The following is a 17,009-nucleotide window of genomic DNA, read 5'->3' as shown; positions in this document are numbered from 1 at the left end:
GTCAAACTAGCGCGGATGCCCTTTTCGTCAAAGTTTGACCGGCCGGCCGGCTCTGCGCTGGTTACCGGCCCGTCTCACTGTCGTCGAAAATTCTTACGCTGCTTCGGCGGCCAATCCGGTCATGGGGACACAACCGCCGCCGAGCACCATTTGGGCAATGTCGGCCGCGTTGTCATCGACATGGGCTGTCACCAGCACGATCCCTTCGCCGACACTGCGGCGCTCCGGCCTTCTGGCGGTCGCGACCAAGGGTCCGAGCAAGCCGCCGAGGGCGCAGCCGCAGAACGTGCCTGTCAGGGCCATCGCCGACAGGCCGGTTGCGAAAGGATTGATGCCGTAAGCAGCAAAAGCGCCCAGGCACGCCAACAGCCCGGCGGCAGCGCCAAGCATGACTGCCGGAGACTTCAGGACACCGATTTCGTCGTGGTAGGGCCCGATAATGGCGATCTGTACGCGCGGAACCCCGGCCGCCAAAAGGTTGCCGGCGATCCGGGTCGCTTCGGGATGGGATTCAAAAAGCCTGCTGATTGTTGGCATGGTCATTCAGGACGTGTCGTGTCCGTCAGCGCGTCGGTAACGAAGGATGCGGCGATCAAGTCGTCGCCATCGATCCGGCCTTGACCGTCCTCCATTACCGCCGCGACCTTTTGGAAGGTCTTGATTTCGCCCTCGCTGATCCGCGCGCTGCGCATCCTGCTCCGGAGGTCTGCCACGCGCAGCTGCAAGATATCGGATCTTGCGTCTTCACGATTCGAGATTGTGCTGGTCATTTATTCCGTCTCGTTTTTTGATGGTCCTCGCGCCCAATCAACCGAACTTGGAGCGCGGGCAAACGTTCCCGTTTAGGGCTTCGGTCTGGTAAGGCGCGGGACTTAAGTCTTGCACCAGGACGCAATGGTCTTGCCGGGCGCGGAGCCCGGAACGGCCGCTGATTGCCGCCGTTTGTCCGCTAGCAGATTGTGGGAGGAAGCCGATGGAGAAGAGTGTTGACCAGACGCGTTGGTTGCTCGCACCGATCTTCGCGATGGCCATACTTTCATGGTGGCCGCAATAGTCCTCGGCTAACCTCCTCGCACATCGGCGCAGTCCAGTCCCTTCCTGCGCTGACAGGGTTCGCTCGCTCTTCCAAGTGGCGAGCGAACCCTGGATTTGGCACAAACCCTGGCTGGACTGGCCAGCGTCGGGAAAATTGCCTGACCCGAGCCGAGCTTCCATAACTTACCAGCGGTGATGAGGTATTCAGGACTGGCACGGTCCACTGCGCCTGGATTTTCAGCCGCGCATAGCGTGCCAGGGAAAGTCATCTGGTGGCCAGGCTTGATCGAGAGCCGGGCCACCAGTCGGTAATCAGTAACCGCCGTTTTCGATCACCACCGGGTGGTGGTGACGGTGGGTGGAGATGGAGCCGGTGACGACAACGGCATCCCGATCCTGCCGATAATGATGCCGGCGACCATGGTCGTAGAACGCAATCGTTCCGTGGTGACGGTGATGAAGCCGCTGACCTTCCTCGTTGATGATCCTGACGTGGTTGTGATGTCGATGATGGGTCGTGACGACAACGTCCGCCTCGGCGGCCGAAGCCAAAGCGGGCAATCCCATCGAAAACGCCAAAGCGCACATGATCATTGTTTTCACTGCAATTTCTCCATTGCCTTGATTAGCCCTTCGTTGGATACAACTGCCGCTGACCCCTTTGGTTCCGGGTTTCCCGGGACAGGCGGGGACGTGCGGCAGGTCGAAGGGCGGCTATGGCGTCGCTGGCCAGGGATGCAAAAAACCGCAATATTTAGCCACCGCCCCCTAGCCATCCTCATGCCACGGCTAGTCGCGGCATCGCGTTCTCTACGGTTTCACTCAGGCTGCGGAACATTAGGAGGGTCTAACTGTTCTATCTCCGCGGCAGGCATCACAATTGAGGTCTGCTGAAGATCAGTCGGCAAAGGCTGATCGGCCCGTGTCCTCCGCCAGAGGCGCGGGCTCACCAGGCAACAGGAGAGAGACTATGAACAATATCATTTGGCTCGTTGGAGCGGTGGTCATCGTCATTGCGATATTGAGCTTCTTCGGCCTCCGTTAGGCGCCGCGCGCCATGCCCTGTCGGAGTGTGATCCGTGGCAGCGACGCCGCGAACACTCCCCGCAGATTGACCGGCACGATGCAGGAACCTCGTTGCTCATGCGTCATGCGAGGAAAGGGATTTCGTGTCCGTTCCCCGCGCTGAGGGAAAAGGCATCAGCCTGGACGCAGGCCTATCAGGTGAATCGCCGATTGCGCCAAAGTCGGGATGCGCTAATACATTGTTTTTCTGGTCGGAGTGGCAGGATTTGAACCTGCGACCCCCTCGTCCCGAACGAGGTGCGCTACCAGGCTGCGCTACACTCCGTGACCAGACCGCGGGCTTATAGCCGCCACACTTCGTTCCTGCAAGCGGCAATGGCAGCACTTCTGTCGCATTTCGTGCGCTTTCGTCGGGGCTTGCCGGAAAGCTCGGATTTCCATCCGGGATAAACGCGGCTTAAAGCCTTGTGTGCTAAGCCGCTGCCTCGATAGATCGTGTTTCTGTCTCCCGGAGCCCTGCTGTCTTGCCCCCAAAAATCGTTGGCGAAGCCTTGCCCAACAGCTTCGAATTCGAAACCGCGGCGCTGATCAAGGCATCCGGGTTTCGTGAATATGATGCGCGCTGGTGGTTCGGTCATCCCGGTTTGACGGTGCCGCCGGAACTCAATCTGATCGGCGTCCAGGCGCTTGGCATGGGGCTCGGCACGCTGATCCGCCGTCTCGGCGCCGGACCCGACATCGTCACCGGGCATGATTTCCGGTCCTATTCGCTTGGCATCAAGCTAGCGCTGGTTTCCGGGCTGATGGCGGCCGGCGCAAGGGTGAAGGACATCGGCCTGGCGCTGTCGCCTATGGCCTATTTCGCGCAGTTCGCACTGGAGACGCAGTCCGTCGCCATGGTCACCGCCTCGCACAACGAGAACGGCTGGACCGGCGTCAAGATGGGAGCCGCGCGGCCGCTGACCTTCGGGCCTGAGGAGATGACCGCGCTGAAGGCGATGGTGCTCGCCGGCGATTTCGACCTTACAGGCGGCGGCTCCTATGATTTCGTCCGCGATTTTCGCGCCACCTATCTCGACGACCTGGTCGGGGACAAGCGCATCACACGCAAGCTCAAAGTGGTCGCTGCTTGCGGCAATGGCACTGCCGGCGCCTTTGCCCCGGAAGCCTTGCGGCGCATCGGTTGCGAGGTGATTCCGCTCGATGCCGAACTCGACCATACCTTCCCGCGCTACAATCCCAACCCGGAGGACATGCGGATGCTGCATGCCATCAGGGACAAGGTGCTGGAGACAGGGGCCGATGTCGGTCTGGGCTTCGATGGCGACGGCGACCGCTGCGGCGTCGTCGACAATGAAGGCAACGAAATCTTCGCCGACAAGGTCGGCGTCATGCTCGCGCGGGATATTTCGCGGCTCCATCCGGGTTCGACCTTCGTCGTCGACGTCAAGTCGACCGGACTGTTCAACACCGACGCGGTGCTGCGCGCCAATGGCGCCGTTACCGACTACTGGAAGACCGGCCATTCCTACATTAAACGCCGCGTTGCCGAACTCGGTGCTGTCGCCGGCTTCGAAAAGTCAGGCCATTTCTTCTTCAACCCGCCGATCGGCCGCGGCTATGACGACGGGTTGGTCACGGCAATCGCCATCTGTCAGATGCTGGACCGCAACCCGGCCAGTTCGATGGCCGATCTCTACCGTGCGCTGCCGCTGACCTTCGGAACCCCGACCATGTCTCCACACTGCGCGGACAGTGTGAAGTATAGCGTCGTCGAACGGGTGGTCTCCGATTTTCAGGCGATGCAGCGGGACGGTACCAGTTTCGCGGGCCAGAAGATCCTGGACCTCGTCACCGTCAATGGCGTCCGCGTCGTCGCCGAGGACGGCACCTGGGGTCTGGTGCGCGCCTCGTCGAACAAGCCGGAACTGGTCGTGGTCGTCGAAAGCCCGGTCTCGTCCGAGCGTCGCCGGCAGATGTTCGATGCCGTCGACGCCGTGCTGCGCCGCAGTCCGGAGGTCGGCGCCTACAACCAGACTTTCTAGGTCAGCGCCCCGCTGCGGGCGCTGCGGCCGTCAGCACGCCCCAGTCAAAATCGCGCGCCCAGTCGGCAAAGCCGTGCCAGCGCACCTCCGCAAATTCCCGGTGCAAGGCGGCGATATCGACGTCGTAGCCGACGCGGTCGAACCATTCGAACATCAGCGCCGCGTCCTCGCTCTGCTGGCGGGCGACTGCGATCGGGATTTCCTGGTAGCGGATCGGGTGGTCGATCGCGCCGGACAGGATTTTAGCCTGCTCTTCGCCTGACAATTCGTCGCCGGCGAAATCGAAGCGCTTGCCGAACACTTCTTCCCGCCGCTCGACCAGAGCGGCCACGAAGGCGCCGATATCCACCAGCGAGACGAGCTGGAGGACGCGCTTGGGTGGCATGGCGAAGGCATGGATGCCTTGGTTGAGCGCACCGATCGACCACGGCGCGACGGCATTCTCCATGAAGGCCACCGGCGCGCTGATCGAATAGGGAATGCCGAGCTGCTCGATATGCCTCTCGACCAGATATTTGCTTTCGAAATGCGGGATGCCGGTCTTCTTGTCGGCGTCGGCAACGGAGGAATAGATCAAGTGTCCGACGCCGGCGGTCTTCGCCGCATCGGCGGCTAGGATGCCCAGACGGGTCTCTTCCTCGAGACCGGCCTCATAGCTGTTGCCCATCAGGAACATGGTGTCGACGCCTTTTGCGGCGCTCACGACCGAGCCCGCTTCGGCGAGATCGCCGGCCACCACCTCGGCGCCCGCCGACGCCAGTTGCCGCGCGCCCTCGCTGCCCGGCTTGCGCGTCAGTCCCTTGACGTGATGGCCCCTGGACAACAGCGCACGCGCTACCGCGCCGCCTTGCTGGCCCGTGGCGCCGGTGACAAGAATGTTTCGTTTGCTGGTCATTTCGTCTGCTCCTTTTTCTCTGTCCGGCTTGTCTGCCTGGAGCAAAATTAGGCTCTGTCGGATTGATGCATAACTGCCTATAGTTGGAAAACTTTGTCTCACTGGTGAGCACAATGATCGATCTCAACGATGTCATCGTGTTTGCTCGCGTCGTCGAGGCCGGCAGCTTCACCGCCGCCGCGCGTCTGCTTGCCATGCCCAAGACGTCGGTCAGCCGCCGTGTCGCCGCGCTCGAACGCGAGGTCGGCGTGCGCCTGTTGCAGCGCACGACACGCAGCCTCAACCTGACGGATGCCGGGCGTCTGTATTATGAGCAAAGCAGCCAGGGGCTGCGCACGATCGAGGAGGCGAATCTGCGTCTGGCGGAGGCGAGGGCGGAACCGTCGGGCACCATCCGCATTTCGGCCCCGGTAGGTTTTGGCGGCTATTTCCTCATCCGCGCCGTGGTCGACTTTCTGGCGCTGTATCCGAAGACCAATGTCGAGCTTCGCCTCACCGACGACAAGCTCAACCTGGTCGAGGACGGAATCGACGTCGCCTTTCGCACCGGCACCCTCCAGGATTCGACGTTGATCGCCCGCAAGCTCGGCGCCGCGCGCAGGCTGCTCTGCGCCAGCCCCGACTATCTCGCACGATATGGAATGCCGGAAGGTCCGGCGGATCTCGCGCGCCATCGATGCGTCATCGCGGGTCCATCGGCCTCGGGCGCTCATTGGGTGCTGGATGGACCACGAGGCCAGGAGACGGTCGTGGTCGCCGGGCGCTTCGCCGCCAATGAAATGCAGGCGGTGGTTGCGGCCGCGCTCGCCGGCTTCGGTGTCGCCCAATTGCCCCAGGCGATGGCCGAAGGGCTGATCGATCAGGGGCGCCTGCAGCGCGTCCTCGAGGATTACACGACACCGGCCGGCGGACTGCATGTGCTCTATCCGAGCAGCCGCCACCTTTCGCCCCTGGTGAAGGCCTTTATCGAACTGGCGGCCGAGCGGATTTCCAATCGGGCAAATACCGCTTAAAGGGCGTCTGTGCTACCCAATCGACCTCCAATTCCCGAGCGCGAGACCTGAATGACCGAGCGGATCGTCAGTTTTGTCATGAGCGGCGGCGTTGGCTCTCGGCTATGGCCGCTGTCACGCGAGGACAATCCCAAGCAGTTCCACGATCTGTCGGGCGATGGCTCCATGCTGGCCAAGACCTTGCGCCGCCTGACGGCGAGACCGGCGGGCGAGACGCCGATCTTCCTCATCGCCTCGGAACGTCACGCCGATCGTGTCCATGCCGACTTGGCCGGTCTCGATCTTGCCGGCGGCGGCCCGCTGTTCGAGCCCGCGGGACGCAACACCGCCGCCGCCGTCGCACTGGCGACGCTGCGCACTCTGTCGGAATTCGGCGACAGCCTGGTGCTGGTGGTGCCTTCCGACCATGAAATAGCGACGGCGGGGCAATTCTGGCAAAGTATCGAAGCGGGATCGCAGGCGGCGCGCGCCGGCCGCCTGGTGGTGTTCGGCATCAAGCCGACCCAGCCGGAAACCGGTTACGGCTATATCGAGGTATCGGCCGAGAAGGGCGGGGTGTTCGACGTTTCGCGCTTCGTCGAGAAGCCCGACCTCGCGACGGCCAATGATTATCTCAAGGCGGGAAATTTCTACTGGAACACCGGCATCTTCCTGTTTCGGGCGGGTGCCATGCGCGACGCCTTCGAGGCATTCCAGCCCGATATCTGGCGCACTACCGAAGCGGCCTACAAGGCGGCGACATCGGACCTGTCCGGCCTCTATATGCCGCTGGAGCTCTACGCGGCCATCCCGTCGAACTCGATCGACTATGCCATCATGGAGCGGGCAAAAGACATCGCCATGGTGCCGGCCGTTTTCCGCTGGAACGATCTCGGCTCCTGGCAATCGCTCCTCGACGTCGGTCCCGCTGACGAGCGAGGCAACGTCGTCGTCGGTGATGTCGTCGCCATCGATTGTGAGAATTCCTATATCCGCAGCGACGGCCGCCTGCTGTCGGCGATCGGCATGAAGGACGTTGCCATCGTCTCGACGGCGGATGCCACTTTCGTTGCCCCGGTGAGCCACAGCCAGCACGTCAAGAAGATCGTCGAACAACTCGAAAAATCGGGACGGCTGGAAACCAGATTCACGCCAGCGCACGACCGCGTCATCGAAAGCGGCGCCTGGCGGCGGCGCGTGCATCACTGGCTGTTCCAGGAGACCTTGCCGCTATGGTCGACATCAGGCGTCGACGAGCGCCATGGCGGCTTCCACGAGGCGTTGGGTTTCGACACCAGGCCGCTCGTCAAGCCCAAGCGCATGCGCACCCAGGCCAGGCAGGTCTATGCTTTCGCCGTTGCCAAGGAACGTGGCTGGACCGGCCCGGCCGACCGGCTGATCGCGCATGGCATCGATTTCATGGCAGGGCAGGGCCGCACCGAACGGGGCGGTTGGGTGCGCACGCTGAATGTCGATGGCTCCGTCGCCGACCCGGTCGAGGACGCCTACGATCATTCCTGCATTCTGCTGGCACTGGCGCACGCGCATATGTCGGGCAATCCCGATGCCTTGCGGCTCGGCGAGGAGACCTTCGCCTTCCTCGATGCGCATCTGGAGGACAGCCGCATGACGGGGTTCCTCGAGACATCGGATGGGGCCGGCGAGCGGCGCTCCAATCCGCACATGCATCTGCTCGAAGCTTTCCTGGCCTGGCACCAGGCGACCGGAGAGCGCGCGCATCTGCGTCGCGCGGCCCGCATCATCGACCTCTTCCGCAGCCATTTCTTCGACCCCGAGAGCTGGACGCTCGGCGAGTTTTTCGATTCCGAATGGAAACCGGTCTTGGGAGAGAAGGGAACCTGGACCGAACCCGGCCATCACTTCGAATGGGCATCGCTGCTGGTCGATTTTGCCGATCGAAGCGGCCAGGCCGAGCTGAGCGTCTATGCCCGAAAACTCTATGCCTCGGCGATCGCGAACGGCCTTAACCGCGCCACCGGCCTTGCCTATGGGGCAGTCTCGCGGCAGGGCCTGCCGCTCGACCTGATATCGCGCAGTTGGCCGCAGGCCGAAGCGCTCAAGGCGGCGATCGCGCTGGATGGCTCGGGCGGCCCTGATCTCAAGCCGGAGATCGAGGCGCGCGTCGGCCGGCTGTTCCGCTGGCACATCGACCCGGCGCCGCTGGGCCTCTGGATCGACCGCATCGACGAACGCGGCCGCTCGCTGGCGTCAGACGTGCCGGCCAGTATCTTCTACCATCTGGTCTGTGCGCTGACCCAGTATCTGGATGGGACTGTGGACAAGTAGGCGGGATCAGTACGGGCTTGCCACGTCCCCGGTCTCGACATAGATCGACTTCAGCTGCGAATAGGGCGCCAGTGCCGCCAGCGAATTCTCGCGGCCGATGCCCGATTGCTTGACCCCGCCGAAGGGGATTTCCACAGGGGTCAGATTGTAGGCGTTGATCCAGCAGGTTCCGGCCTGCAACTCGGCAATGACGCGGTGGGCACGCGGCAGGTCGCGTGTGAACACGCCCGCGGCAAGGCCGAACTCGGTGTCGTTGGCGCGGTCTATAACCTCGTCCTCACCGTCGAATTTCAGCACGCTCATGACCGGGCCGAAAATCTCCTCGCGGGCGATGCGCATGGTGTCGGTGACGCCGGTGAAGACCGTAGGCTCGACGAAGAAGCCGCCCTGGAAGCCTTGCAGCGACGGCACGTTGCCGCCGCAAGCGAGCGTGGCGCCATCCTGCTTGCCAGCCGCGATATAGCCGACGACCTTGTCTTGCTGCGCCTTGTTGACCAACGGACCCATCTGCGTATCCGGATCGAGCGGATCGCCGATGCGGATTTTCTTGGTTCGCTCGACCAGCCGCTCGACAAAGCGGTCGTGAATGCCGCTCTGCACGAAGACGCGCGTGCCGTTGGAACAGATCTGGCCGCTCGAATAGAAATTGCCGAGCATGGCGCCGCCAATGGCGTTTTCGAGATCGGCATCGTCGAAGACGATCAGCGGCGACTTGCCGCCGAGTTCCATCGTCGCGTGCTTCATCCCTGAGCCGGCCAGCGACAGGACCTTGCGCCCGGTCGGCACCGAGCCGGTCACCGAAACCTTGGCGACGACATCATGGCCGACCAGCCCGGCGCCGACATCGCCATAGCCTTGCACGACGTTGAACAGCCCGTCGGGTAGACCAGCTTCCGAGTAGATCTCGGCCAGCGCCAGCGCCGAAAGCGGCGTGTTTTCCGATGGCTTGAACACCATGGCGTTGCCCATGGCGAGCGCCGGCGCCGATTTCCAGCCGGCGATCTGGATCGGATAGTTCCAGGCGCCGATACCGACGCAGACGCCAAGCGCCTCGCGGCGCGTGTAGGCGAAGGGTCCGCCGAGGTCGACCGCTTCGCCGTTGAAGACGGCGACCGCGCCGGCGAAATATTCAAGGCAATCGGCGGCGGAAGGCGCGTCGGCCACCAGCGTCTCCTGGATCGCCTTACCGGTGTCCAGCGTCTCGATGCGGGCAAGGTCGGCGTTGCGGGCGCGCAAAATGTCGGCGGCACGGCGCAGAATGCGGCCGCGCTCGACCGGCTTGAGCCGCGCCCAGGCCGGCTGTGCGGCGCGTGCGGCCTCGATGGCGAGTTCCAGCACGTTCGGCGTCGCCGAACGCAGCATGGCGATGGTCTCGCCCGTGGCAGGATAGATCACCGGCAGCGGCGCGCCGCCCTCGTCCTCGATATAGCGTCCGTTGACATAGTGCGAAGCCGTGGGCTGGGCGCGCATGGGGATCTCCAAATCGTCTGCGCCCAAGTGGGCGGCTCAATCTATCGAGGCGGCTCGATCCGTTGCCCGGATCATGGCCTATCTGTCAGACGCCTGCCAGCGCGGATTGATCCATGGCTCCTGGTTGGACGGCGCGAGCGGTGTACGGCCAAGGATGTGATCGGACGCCTTCTCGCCGGTCATGATCGATGGTGCGTTGAGGTTGCCGTTGGTCACGCGCGGGAAGATCGAGGAGTCGGCGACGCGTAATCCGTCGACGCCGATGACCCGGCATTCCGGATCGACGACGCTCGATTGATCATCGACCCGGCCCATTCGACAGGTGCCGCAAGGGTGGTAGGCGCTTTCGGCATGGTCGCGAATGAACATATCGAGATCGTCATCCGACTGGACATGGCTGCCCGGCGAGAGTTCCTGTCCGCGGTAGGCATCGAAGGCCGACTGGCCGAAGATTTCGCGGGTCAGGCGGATGCAATGGCGGAACTCCGCCCAATCGTCCGGATGCGACATGTAGTTGAAGCGGATGACCGGCTTCGCTTTCGGATCCGGCGAGCGCAACGTCACCGAGCCGCGCGACTTCGAGCGCATCGGCCCGACATGCGCCTGGAAGCCGTGCGACTTCGCCGCCGCCTTGCCGTCATAACGCACCGCCGCCGGGATGAAGTGGTACTGGATGTCGGGATAGTCGACGCCTGCGTGCGAGCGCAAGAAGGCGGCCGCCTCGAAATGATTGGTGGCGCCCAGGCCCGATTTGAAGAACAGCCACTGCGCCCCGATCATCGCCTTGGAGAACGGGTTCAGCACTGAATTCAGGGTGATCGGCTTGGTCGATTCCTGCTGGATGTAGAGCTCCAGATGGTCCTGCAGGTTGCCGCCGACGCCGGGCCGATCTGCCAGGACGGGAATGCCGTTCTCGCGCAAATGCCCGGCCGGGCCGATACCGGACAGCATCAGGATCTTTGGCGAGTTGATCGACGATGCGGCGACGATCACTTCGCGTCGCGCCTTAACGACCTGAATCTGTTTGTGAGCTTCGATCTCGACGCCGATGGCGCGTTGATTCTCGATAATCACCCGGCGCGCGAAGCCTTTGACCAGACTCACGTTTTTGCGCCTGAGTGCCGGCTTCAGATAGGCTGATGCCGCCGACCAGCGGCGGCCGCCCAGAATGGTCTGCTCCATCGGCCCGAAGCCTTCCTGCTTGGCGCCATTGTAGTCGTCGGTCAGTTCAAACCCTGCCTGCCGGCCCGCTTCGACGAAGGCGCCATAGAGCGGATTGCGCCGCGAGCCGCGCTGCACATGCAGCGGGCCGCCGTGCCCGCGCCAGCCATCCTCGCCACCGTCGGAATCTTCCATGCGCTTGAAATAGGGGAGCACGTCAGCAAAACCCCAGCCGGCCGCTCCCTGTTCGGCCCAATGGTCGAAGTCACGGGCGTGGCCGCGCACATAGACCATGCCGTTGATCGAGGACGAGCCGCCGATCACCTTGCCGCGCGGCGTCGCCAGCACGCGGCCGCCCAGATGCGGCTCCGGCTCACTGGCGAACCCCCAGTCGTAGAGGTTCATGTTGAGCGGGATCGACAGCGCCGACGGCATCTGGATCAGAGGTCCGAGATCGGTGCCGCCGAATTCGATGACGATGACCGAATGCTTGCCGTCCTCGGACAGGCGATAGGCCATGGCCGAGCCGGCGGAGCCGGAGCCGATGATGACGAAATCCGCTTCAAGCATCGTTCATATGCGCCATAAAATCGGCGAGCGAGACATTGCCGCCGGTTGCCACCACGAGGACGGTCTTTCCCGCCACATCCACCTTGCCGCCGAGCAGCGCCGCCAGCGACGCCGCGCCCGAAGGCTCCAGCACCAGCTTCATCCGCTCGAAGGCGATCTTCATTGCCCGCCGCACCGACTGGTCGTCGACGGTGATGCCGCGAACACCCGCTGCCTTGACCGCTGCGAAGGGGGCGTCGCCGGGCCGGCGCGACATCAGCCCGTCGCAGATCGACTTCGGGCCAATCGGCATGGTCTCGATCGCGCCATGCGCCAGTGACGAGCCCATGCCGTTGAACCCTTCGGGCTCGACGCCGATGATCTCGGTCGCCGGCGACAGATAGTGGAAGGCGAGCGAAACGCCGCCGATCAGCCCACCGCCGCCGACCGAGCAGAACAAAAGATCAGCGCTGGCGTCCTTGGCCGACAGCTGGTCGAGCGCCTCGAGGCCGGCGCCCGCCTGGCCGGCGACGATCTCGGGATCGTCGAACGGATGCAGCAGAGCCAGACCTTCGGTCTCCGCGATCTCGCGCGCCTTTGCGGCCGCGACCTCTTCACGCGCCCGATCGCCATGATCGGTCAGCACGACGCGGGCGCCATAGCCTGATGTCGCATCACGCTTGGCGGCCGGGGCGTCGATCGGCATGACGATGGTGACCGGGATGCCGAGCGCCTGTCCGGCGGCCGCCAGCCCTTGCGCGAAATTGCCGGAGGAATAGGCGACGACGCCCTTCCTTGCTTCGTCGGGCGAAAGCCGCTTCAGCCGCCAATAGGCGCCGCGAACCTTGAAGGATCCGGCCCACTGCAGCGATTCCGGCTTGATGAAGACCCGGGCCGCACCGGTTTCCTTGGCGAGTGCCGTCGATTCCAGCAGCGGCGTGACCTGTGTCGCCTGGGAGGTGACGGCATAGGCCTGCATGAGATGATCGAGGGTGGGAACGAGAAGATCTGTCATCATTCGCCTCGCGGATACCTTTTGCTCTCTTCGAGATTGTCGAGGTTCATGTGATTGCGCATGTACCGCTCTGACGCCTTCTGCAGTGGCTGGAAATCCCAGGGGTAATAGGCGCCATTGCGCAGCGCCGGATAGACCACCCAGCGGCGCGCCTGGCTCTCGCGCACGGCGGCGTCGAAGCCGGCCATGTCCCAACGCGCCCTGACCTTGTCCATGAACTCGGCCACCAACGCCACATTGGCGGGATCATCGGCAAGATTGTCCCGCTCCAGCGGATCGGCTTCGAGATCGAACAATTGCGGCGGATCGAGTTCGCAATGGACGAATTTGTAGCGGCCCTCGCGGATTGCCACCAAGGGCGCATAGGAGCCTTCCGCGGCGTACTCGATCAACACCGGTGCCGTGCGCTGCCCGCCCTTGGTGAGCGGCAGCAGCGACTGGCCGTCGGTCCACGGCGCGATCGACCCGATGTCGATGCCGGCGAGGTCGCAAAGCGTTGGCGCCACGTCGAGATTGGAGACCGGCGCGTCGATCAGCCCGGCCGGCACGCCCTTGCCGGCGATCATCAGCGGCACCCGCGCCGAGCCTTCGAAGAAGCTCATCTTGAACCACAGGCCTCGCTCGCCCAGCATGTCGCCGTGATCGGAGCAGAACAGGATGATCGTGTCGTCGAGCATGCGCGTTCGGGTGAGAACGTCGAGGAGCTCGCCGAGCTTGTCGTCGACATAGGAGATATTGGCGAAATAGCCGCGCCGCGAACGACGCACCTGCTCCGGTGTGATCTCGAAAGAGGGATAGTCGCTGGCGTGGTACAGCCGCTGGGAATGCGTATCCTGCTCGTCATGCGCGATGAAGCCGGTTTCCGGGTCCAGCGCCTGGCAATGCTCATAGAGATCCCAATACTGCTTGCGCGCGACATAGGGATCGTGCGGGTGCGACAGCGAGACGGTGAGGCACCATGGCCGATGGCTTGCATCGTCCTGTTCGCGTGAAAGCTGATAGAGCTTCTGAGACGCGAGGAACACGACCTCGTCGTCATACTCCATCTGGTTGGTGGTCTCGGCGATGCCGGCGCCGGTTACCGAACCCAGATTGTGATACCACCACTCGATGCGCTCGCCGGGTTTGCGGTAGTCCGGCGTCCAGCCGAAATCCGCCGGATAGATGTCGGTGGTCAGCCGCTCCTCGAAACCGTGCAACTGATCCGGTCCGACGAAATGCATCTTGCCCGACAGGCAGGTGTAGTAGCCGGCGGCACGCAAATGATGGGCGAAGGTCGGGATCGACGAGGTAAATTCAGCGGCATTGTCGTAGACACCGGTGCGCGACGGCAACTGGCCGCTCATGAACGAGGCGCGGCCCGGTGCGCAAAGCGGCGAGGCGGTGTAGTTGTTGGCAAAGCGCGCCGAACGCGCCGCCAGCGCTTTCAGATGCGGCGTGTGCAGAAATTCCGCCGGCCCATCCGGGAAAAAGGTCCCGTTGAGCTGGTCGACCATGACGATCAGGAAATTGGGTCGCTTCGCTGTCACTGTTTGTGCCGTCCGCCAAGTTTGGTTTCGAGATAGTCCTCGACCAGCGCGATCGCGGTCGCGGCGTCGGGCACGCCATCCTTCAGCGCGCGCCTGATGTAGAGCCCGTCGATCATTGCCGCCGTCGCTTCCGCGGCGCGGTCGGCTTCGGTCCTGGGCAGGATACCGATCAAACCGCTCATCAGGTTCGAATGCAGCCGCCTTGCGTAGATTCTGAGCAACCGGCGCAGCGAGGACGATTGCTGCGCCTCGACATAGAAGGCGAGCCATGCGGCGATGGTCTCCGCCTGGAACTGGATGTCGGAAAAATTGACGGCGACCACGGCCGACACGCGCTCGCGCGGGGAGGTGGTGGATTGAAGCGCGCGGCGCATGTCGATTGTCAGTTCGGCCAGGATGTGCCGCATCGTCGCGAACAGCAGCTCGTCCTTGGCGCCGAAATAGTGATGGGCAAGGGCCGAAGACACACCGGCGCGTCCGGCAATCTCGGACATGGTCACGTCAAGCGAGCCGCGCTCGCCGATCGCCGAGATCGTCGCGTCGATGAGCGCCTTGCGGCGCAATGGCTCCATTCCGACCTTTGGCATGCTGTTCCCGATCTTTTCGGGAGATTATTTTTTATTGACGCGTCAATCAACAAAAAATCGATGCTGACGCGACCTGCACCAAGCGATTGTTGCGTGGCGGCTCTTCACGGTTCGAGCAGGAATGTTTATATTTGAACAATAAAGGCGAAGTGCGCCATGAGCCCACATGCTAGGCTGGCGCCAAGGATGGAGACCGCCATGACCGCATGTATCGTTGGCTGGGCGCATTCGCGCTTCGGAAAGCTCGAAGGCGAGACGCTCGAAAACCTGATCGTCAAGGTCGCGACGGACGCGCTCGACCATGCCGGCATCGGGCCGGACGAGGTCGACGAGATCGTGCTCGGACATTTCAACGCCGGTTTTTCGGCGCAGGATTTCACGGCAAGCCTGGTTCTGCAGGCCGATGACCGGCTGCGCTTCAAGCCGGCCACGCGCGTCGAGAACGCTTGCGCCTCCGGTTCGGCCGCCGTCCGGCAAGGCATCCGCGCGATCGATGCAAACGCTGCCCGGGTCGTTCTGGTGGTCGGCGCCGAGCAGATGACGACAACGCCCGGGCCCGAGATCGGCAAGAACCTGCTCAAGGCGTCCTATCTGCCCGAGGACGGTGACACGCCGGCCGGCTTTGCCGGCGTCTTCGGCAAGATCGCGCAGGCCTATTTCCAACGCTATGGCGATCAGTCGGATGCGCTCGCCATGATCGCCGCCAAGAACCACAAGAACGGCGTCGACAATCCCTATGCGCAGATGCGCAAGGATTTCGGCTATGATTTCTGCCGGCAGGAGAGTGAGAAAAACCCGTTCGTCGCGGGACCCTTGAAGCGCACCGACTGCTCGCTTGTCTCCGACGGCGCCGCCGCCCTTGTCCTTGCCGACACGGACACGGCGCTGAAGATGCGCCGCGCCGTAGCCTTCCGCGCCAACGAACACGTGCAGGATTTCCTGCCGATGTCGAAGCGCGACATCTTGGCCTTCGAAGGCTGCGAGCAGGCCTGGACCCGCGCTTTGAAGAATGCCGGCGTGACGCTCGACGATCTCTCCTTCGTCGAGACGCATGACTGTTTTACCATCGCCGAACTGATCGAGTATGAGGCGATGGGACTGGCCAAGCCCGGTGAGGGCGCTAAGCTGGCGCTGGATGGCACAACGGCAAAAGACGGCCGCCTGCCGGTCAATCCCTCAGGAGGCCTGAAGGCCAAGGGCCATCCGATCGGCGCCACCGGCGTCTCCATGCATGTCTTGACCGCCATGCAGCTTGTTGGCGAAGCCGGTGGCATCCAGGTGCCGGGCGCAAAACTCGGCGGCATCTTCAACATGGGCGGCGCGGCTGTCGCCAACTACGTTTCCATTCTTGATCGGATCAGGTAAACCGCCCCGGCATTCACGGGAGGTGACATGGCCAATCCGGTTCTGATCGAAGTCTTGCGCGGCGCCATTGTCGAGAGCGCCCATCGCGGCGCCGTCGCCGTCTTCGATGCCGGCGGCAAGCCGGTCCTGGAGATCGGCGACACATCTAAGCCGGTCTTTCCCCGCTCCGCCGTCAAGGCGATCCAGGCCCTGCCGCTTGTCGAAACGGGTGCCGCCGATGCCTACGGCTTCGGCAACCGCGAACTGGCGCTAGCGTGTGCCTCCCATTCCGGCGAGCCGGCACATGTCGACCTGGCGCGGTCCATGCTGGCCGGGGCCGGGCTGGATAGGTCGGCGCTCGAATGCGGCACCCACTGGCCCTCGGACCATGACGCCGAGATTGCGCTCGCACGTGCCGGCGGTTCACCAAATGCGCTTCACAACAACTGTTCCGGCAAGCATTCCGGCTTCCTTTGCACCTGCGTGCATTCCGGCATTGAGCATCGCGGCTACGTCAAGCCGGGGCACGCTTTGCAGGAAATGGTGCGCGACGCCATGCAGTCGGTCACCGGCGCTGCCCACGGCGCCGACGAACGCGCGACCGATGGCTGCTCGATCCCGACCTATGCGGTGCCGCTGAGGAGTTTCGCGCTCGGCTTTGCCCGCATGGCGACGGGACAGGGCTTTGGCCCCGAGCGGGCGAAAGCTGCGAAGCGACTGCTTTCGGCCTGTATGGCGGAGCCGTTCTTCGTCGCGGGCACAGGCCGTGCGGACCTGTTGCTGATGGAAGCCGCTCCCGGGCGGATTTTTGCCAAAGGCGGGGCCGAGGGCGTCCATTGTGCCGCGCTTCCGGAACTCGGTCTCGGTATCGCCGTCAAATGCGATGACGGTGCCGGGCGCGCTGGCGACGCAATCGCCGCTGCCGTCCTCGCCAGGCTGCTGCGGGCGGACGAAACCGTGGCCGCGAAGTTGTTGGACCTGGCGAACGCGCCAATCGAAAGCCGGATTGGCGCCAAGGTCGGGGCGCTGAGGCCGACGCCAGCCTTGAATTGAG

Annotated in this window: 14 protein-coding genes and 1 tRNA gene; 5 read left to right on the top strand and 10 right to left on the bottom strand. The window is 63.6% G+C overall.

Annotated features, from left to right (window positions below; genetic code table 11):
* Window positions 1-93: 93 nt before the first annotated feature.
* From EN851_RS10360 to EN851_RS10345, 4 genes are all read right to left on the bottom strand, one after another.
* Entirely contained in the window at window positions 94-543 is a 450-nt protein-coding gene (locus EN851_RS10360) for a hypothetical protein (protein WP_245464386.1), read from the bottom strand.
* Window positions 540-770 carry a hypothetical protein gene (locus EN851_RS10355; RefSeq protein WP_245520717.1) on the bottom strand — a complete coding sequence of 77 codons (231 nt, stop codon included), beginning with the start codon at window positions 768-770 and terminating at the stop codon, window positions 540-542. The genes EN851_RS10360 and EN851_RS10355 overlap by 4 nt, the downstream gene beginning before the upstream one ends.
* Window positions 771-1,347: 577 nt before the next feature.
* Complete coding sequence (locus EN851_RS10350; RefSeq protein ID WP_135922040.1) at window positions 1,348-1,638, bottom strand: hypothetical protein; 291 nt, start codon at window positions 1,636-1,638, stop codon at window positions 1,348-1,350.
* A gap of 671 nt (window positions 1,639-2,309) precedes the next feature.
* Window positions 2,310-2,386, bottom strand: a tRNA-Pro gene (locus EN851_RS10345).
* Window positions 2,387-2,585: 199 nt separating this feature from the next.
* Here EN851_RS10345 and EN851_RS10340 point away from each other — a divergent pair.
* On the top strand, window positions 2,586-4,106 hold the full coding sequence (locus EN851_RS10340; RefSeq protein WP_135929112.1) for a phosphomannomutase/phosphoglucomutase: 1,521 nt from the start codon (window positions 2,586-2,588) through the stop codon (window positions 4,104-4,106).
* 1 nt (window position 4,107) lies between these two features.
* Here the strand turns inward: EN851_RS10340 and EN851_RS10335 are convergent, their stop codons facing one another.
* Entirely contained in the window at window positions 4,108-5,001 is an 894-nt protein-coding gene (locus tag EN851_RS10335) for an NmrA/HSCARG family protein (protein WP_135929111.1), read from the bottom strand.
* Window positions 5,002-5,114: 113 nt separating this feature from the next.
* Between EN851_RS10335 and EN851_RS10330 the strand changes: the two genes are divergently transcribed.
* Together EN851_RS10330 and EN851_RS10325 are read left to right on the top strand one after the other, a co-directional pair.
* The gene (locus EN851_RS10330; RefSeq protein ID WP_135929110.1) at window positions 5,115-6,014 is read left to right on the top strand and encodes a LysR family transcriptional regulator; all 900 of its coding nucleotides are present in this window, start codon (window positions 5,115-5,117) and stop codon (window positions 6,012-6,014) included.
* A gap of 51 nt (window positions 6,015-6,065) precedes the next feature.
* Window positions 6,066-8,300 carry a mannose-1-phosphate guanylyltransferase/mannose-6-phosphate isomerase gene (locus tag EN851_RS10325; RefSeq protein WP_135929109.1) on the top strand — a complete coding sequence of 745 codons (2,235 nt, stop codon included), beginning with the start codon at window positions 6,066-6,068 and terminating at the stop codon, window positions 8,298-8,300.
* A 6-nt stretch (window positions 8,301-8,306) separates the two neighbouring features.
* On the opposite strand, the gene betB is transcribed toward EN851_RS10325, so the two are convergent.
* The 5 genes from betB to betI form a co-directional block, all read right to left on the bottom strand.
* Complete coding sequence (gene betB / locus EN851_RS10320; protein ID WP_135929108.1) at window positions 8,307-9,770, bottom strand: betaine-aldehyde dehydrogenase; 1,464 nt, start codon at window positions 9,768-9,770, stop codon at window positions 8,307-8,309.
* A 78-nt stretch (window positions 9,771-9,848) separates the two neighbouring features.
* Window positions 9,849-11,501 (bottom strand): choline dehydrogenase, encoded by a 1,653-nt coding sequence (betA, locus tag EN851_RS10315; RefSeq protein ID WP_135929107.1) that lies wholly within the window; start codon window positions 11,499-11,501, stop codon window positions 9,849-9,851.
* Window positions 11,494-12,498, bottom strand: coding sequence for a threonine/serine dehydratase (locus EN851_RS10310; RefSeq protein ID WP_189521804.1), 1,005 nt, complete (start codon window positions 12,496-12,498; stop codon window positions 11,494-11,496). The genes betA and EN851_RS10310 overlap by 8 nt, the downstream gene beginning before the upstream one ends.
* Window positions 12,495-14,024: a choline-sulfatase gene (gene betC / locus EN851_RS10305; RefSeq protein ID WP_127277706.1), complete on the bottom strand. Its 1,530-nt coding sequence runs from the start codon at window positions 14,022-14,024 to the stop codon at window positions 12,495-12,497. The genes EN851_RS10310 and betC overlap by 4 nt, the downstream gene beginning before the upstream one ends.
* Window positions 14,021-14,611 (bottom strand): transcriptional regulator BetI, encoded by a 591-nt coding sequence (gene betI / locus EN851_RS10300; protein WP_135883416.1) that lies wholly within the window; start codon window positions 14,609-14,611, stop codon window positions 14,021-14,023. The genes betC and betI overlap by 4 nt, the downstream gene beginning before the upstream one ends.
* 198 nt (window positions 14,612-14,809) lie before the next feature.
* Here betI and EN851_RS10295 point away from each other — a divergent pair, with 198 nt between their 5' ends.
* Together EN851_RS10295 and EN851_RS10290 are read left to right on the top strand one after the other, a co-directional pair.
* Entirely contained in the window at window positions 14,810-15,976 is a 1,167-nt protein-coding gene (locus tag EN851_RS10295; RefSeq protein ID WP_135929105.1) for an acetyl-CoA acetyltransferase, read from the top strand.
* A 27-nt stretch (window positions 15,977-16,003) separates the two neighbouring features.
* Window positions 16,004-17,008: an asparaginase gene (locus tag EN851_RS10290; protein WP_135929104.1), complete on the top strand. Its 1,005-nt coding sequence runs from the start codon at window positions 16,004-16,006 to the stop codon at window positions 17,006-17,008.
* Window position 17,009 lies beyond the last annotated feature (1 nt).

The organism is Mesorhizobium sp. M8A.F.Ca.ET.208.01.1.1 (assembly GCF_004791315.1).
Taxonomy (GTDB): domain Bacteria; phylum Pseudomonadota; class Alphaproteobacteria; order Rhizobiales; family Rhizobiaceae; genus Mesorhizobium.
Note: the sequence above shows the minus strand (reverse complement) of the source record. Positions and strands in the feature narration are given on the sequence as shown.

What these genes read in the sequence shown, in the direction of transcription:
- betI (WP_135883416.1), bottom strand. Translation starts at nt 14,611, where the DNA reads ATGCCAAAGGTCGGAATGGAGCCATTGCGCCGCAAGGCGCTCATCGAC.
- EN851_RS10355 (WP_245520717.1), bottom strand. Translation starts at nt 770, where the DNA reads ATGACCAGCACAATCTCGAATCGTGAAGACGCAAGATCCGATATCTTG.
- EN851_RS10360 (WP_245464386.1), bottom strand. Translation starts at nt 543, where the DNA reads ATGACCATGCCAACAATCAGCAGGCTTTTTGAATCCCATCCCGAAGCG.
- EN851_RS10325 (WP_135929109.1), top strand. Translation starts at nt 6,066, where the DNA reads ATGACCGAGCGGATCGTCAGTTTTGTCATGAGCGGCGGCGTTGGCTCT.
- EN851_RS10330 (WP_135929110.1), top strand. Translation starts at nt 5,115, where the DNA reads ATGATCGATCTCAACGATGTCATCGTGTTTGCTCGCGTCGTCGAGGCC.
- EN851_RS10295 (WP_135929105.1), top strand. Translation starts at nt 14,810, where the DNA reads ATGACCGCATGTATCGTTGGCTGGGCGCATTCGCGCTTCGGAAAGCTC.
- EN851_RS10290 (WP_135929104.1), top strand. Translation starts at nt 16,004, where the DNA reads ATGGCCAATCCGGTTCTGATCGAAGTCTTGCGCGGCGCCATTGTCGAG.
- betB (WP_135929108.1), bottom strand. Translation starts at nt 9,770, where the DNA reads ATGCGCGCCCAGCCCACGGCTTCGCACTATGTCAACGGACGCTATATC.
- betA (WP_135929107.1), bottom strand. Translation starts at nt 11,501, where the DNA reads ATGCTTGAAGCGGATTTCGTCATCATCGGCTCCGGCTCCGCCGGCTCG.
- EN851_RS10310 (WP_189521804.1), bottom strand. Translation starts at nt 12,498, where the DNA reads ATGATGACAGATCTTCTCGTTCCCACCCTCGATCATCTCATGCAGGCC.
- EN851_RS10335 (WP_135929111.1), bottom strand. Translation starts at nt 5,001, where the DNA reads ATGACCAGCAAACGAAACATTCTTGTCACCGGCGCCACGGGCCAGCAA.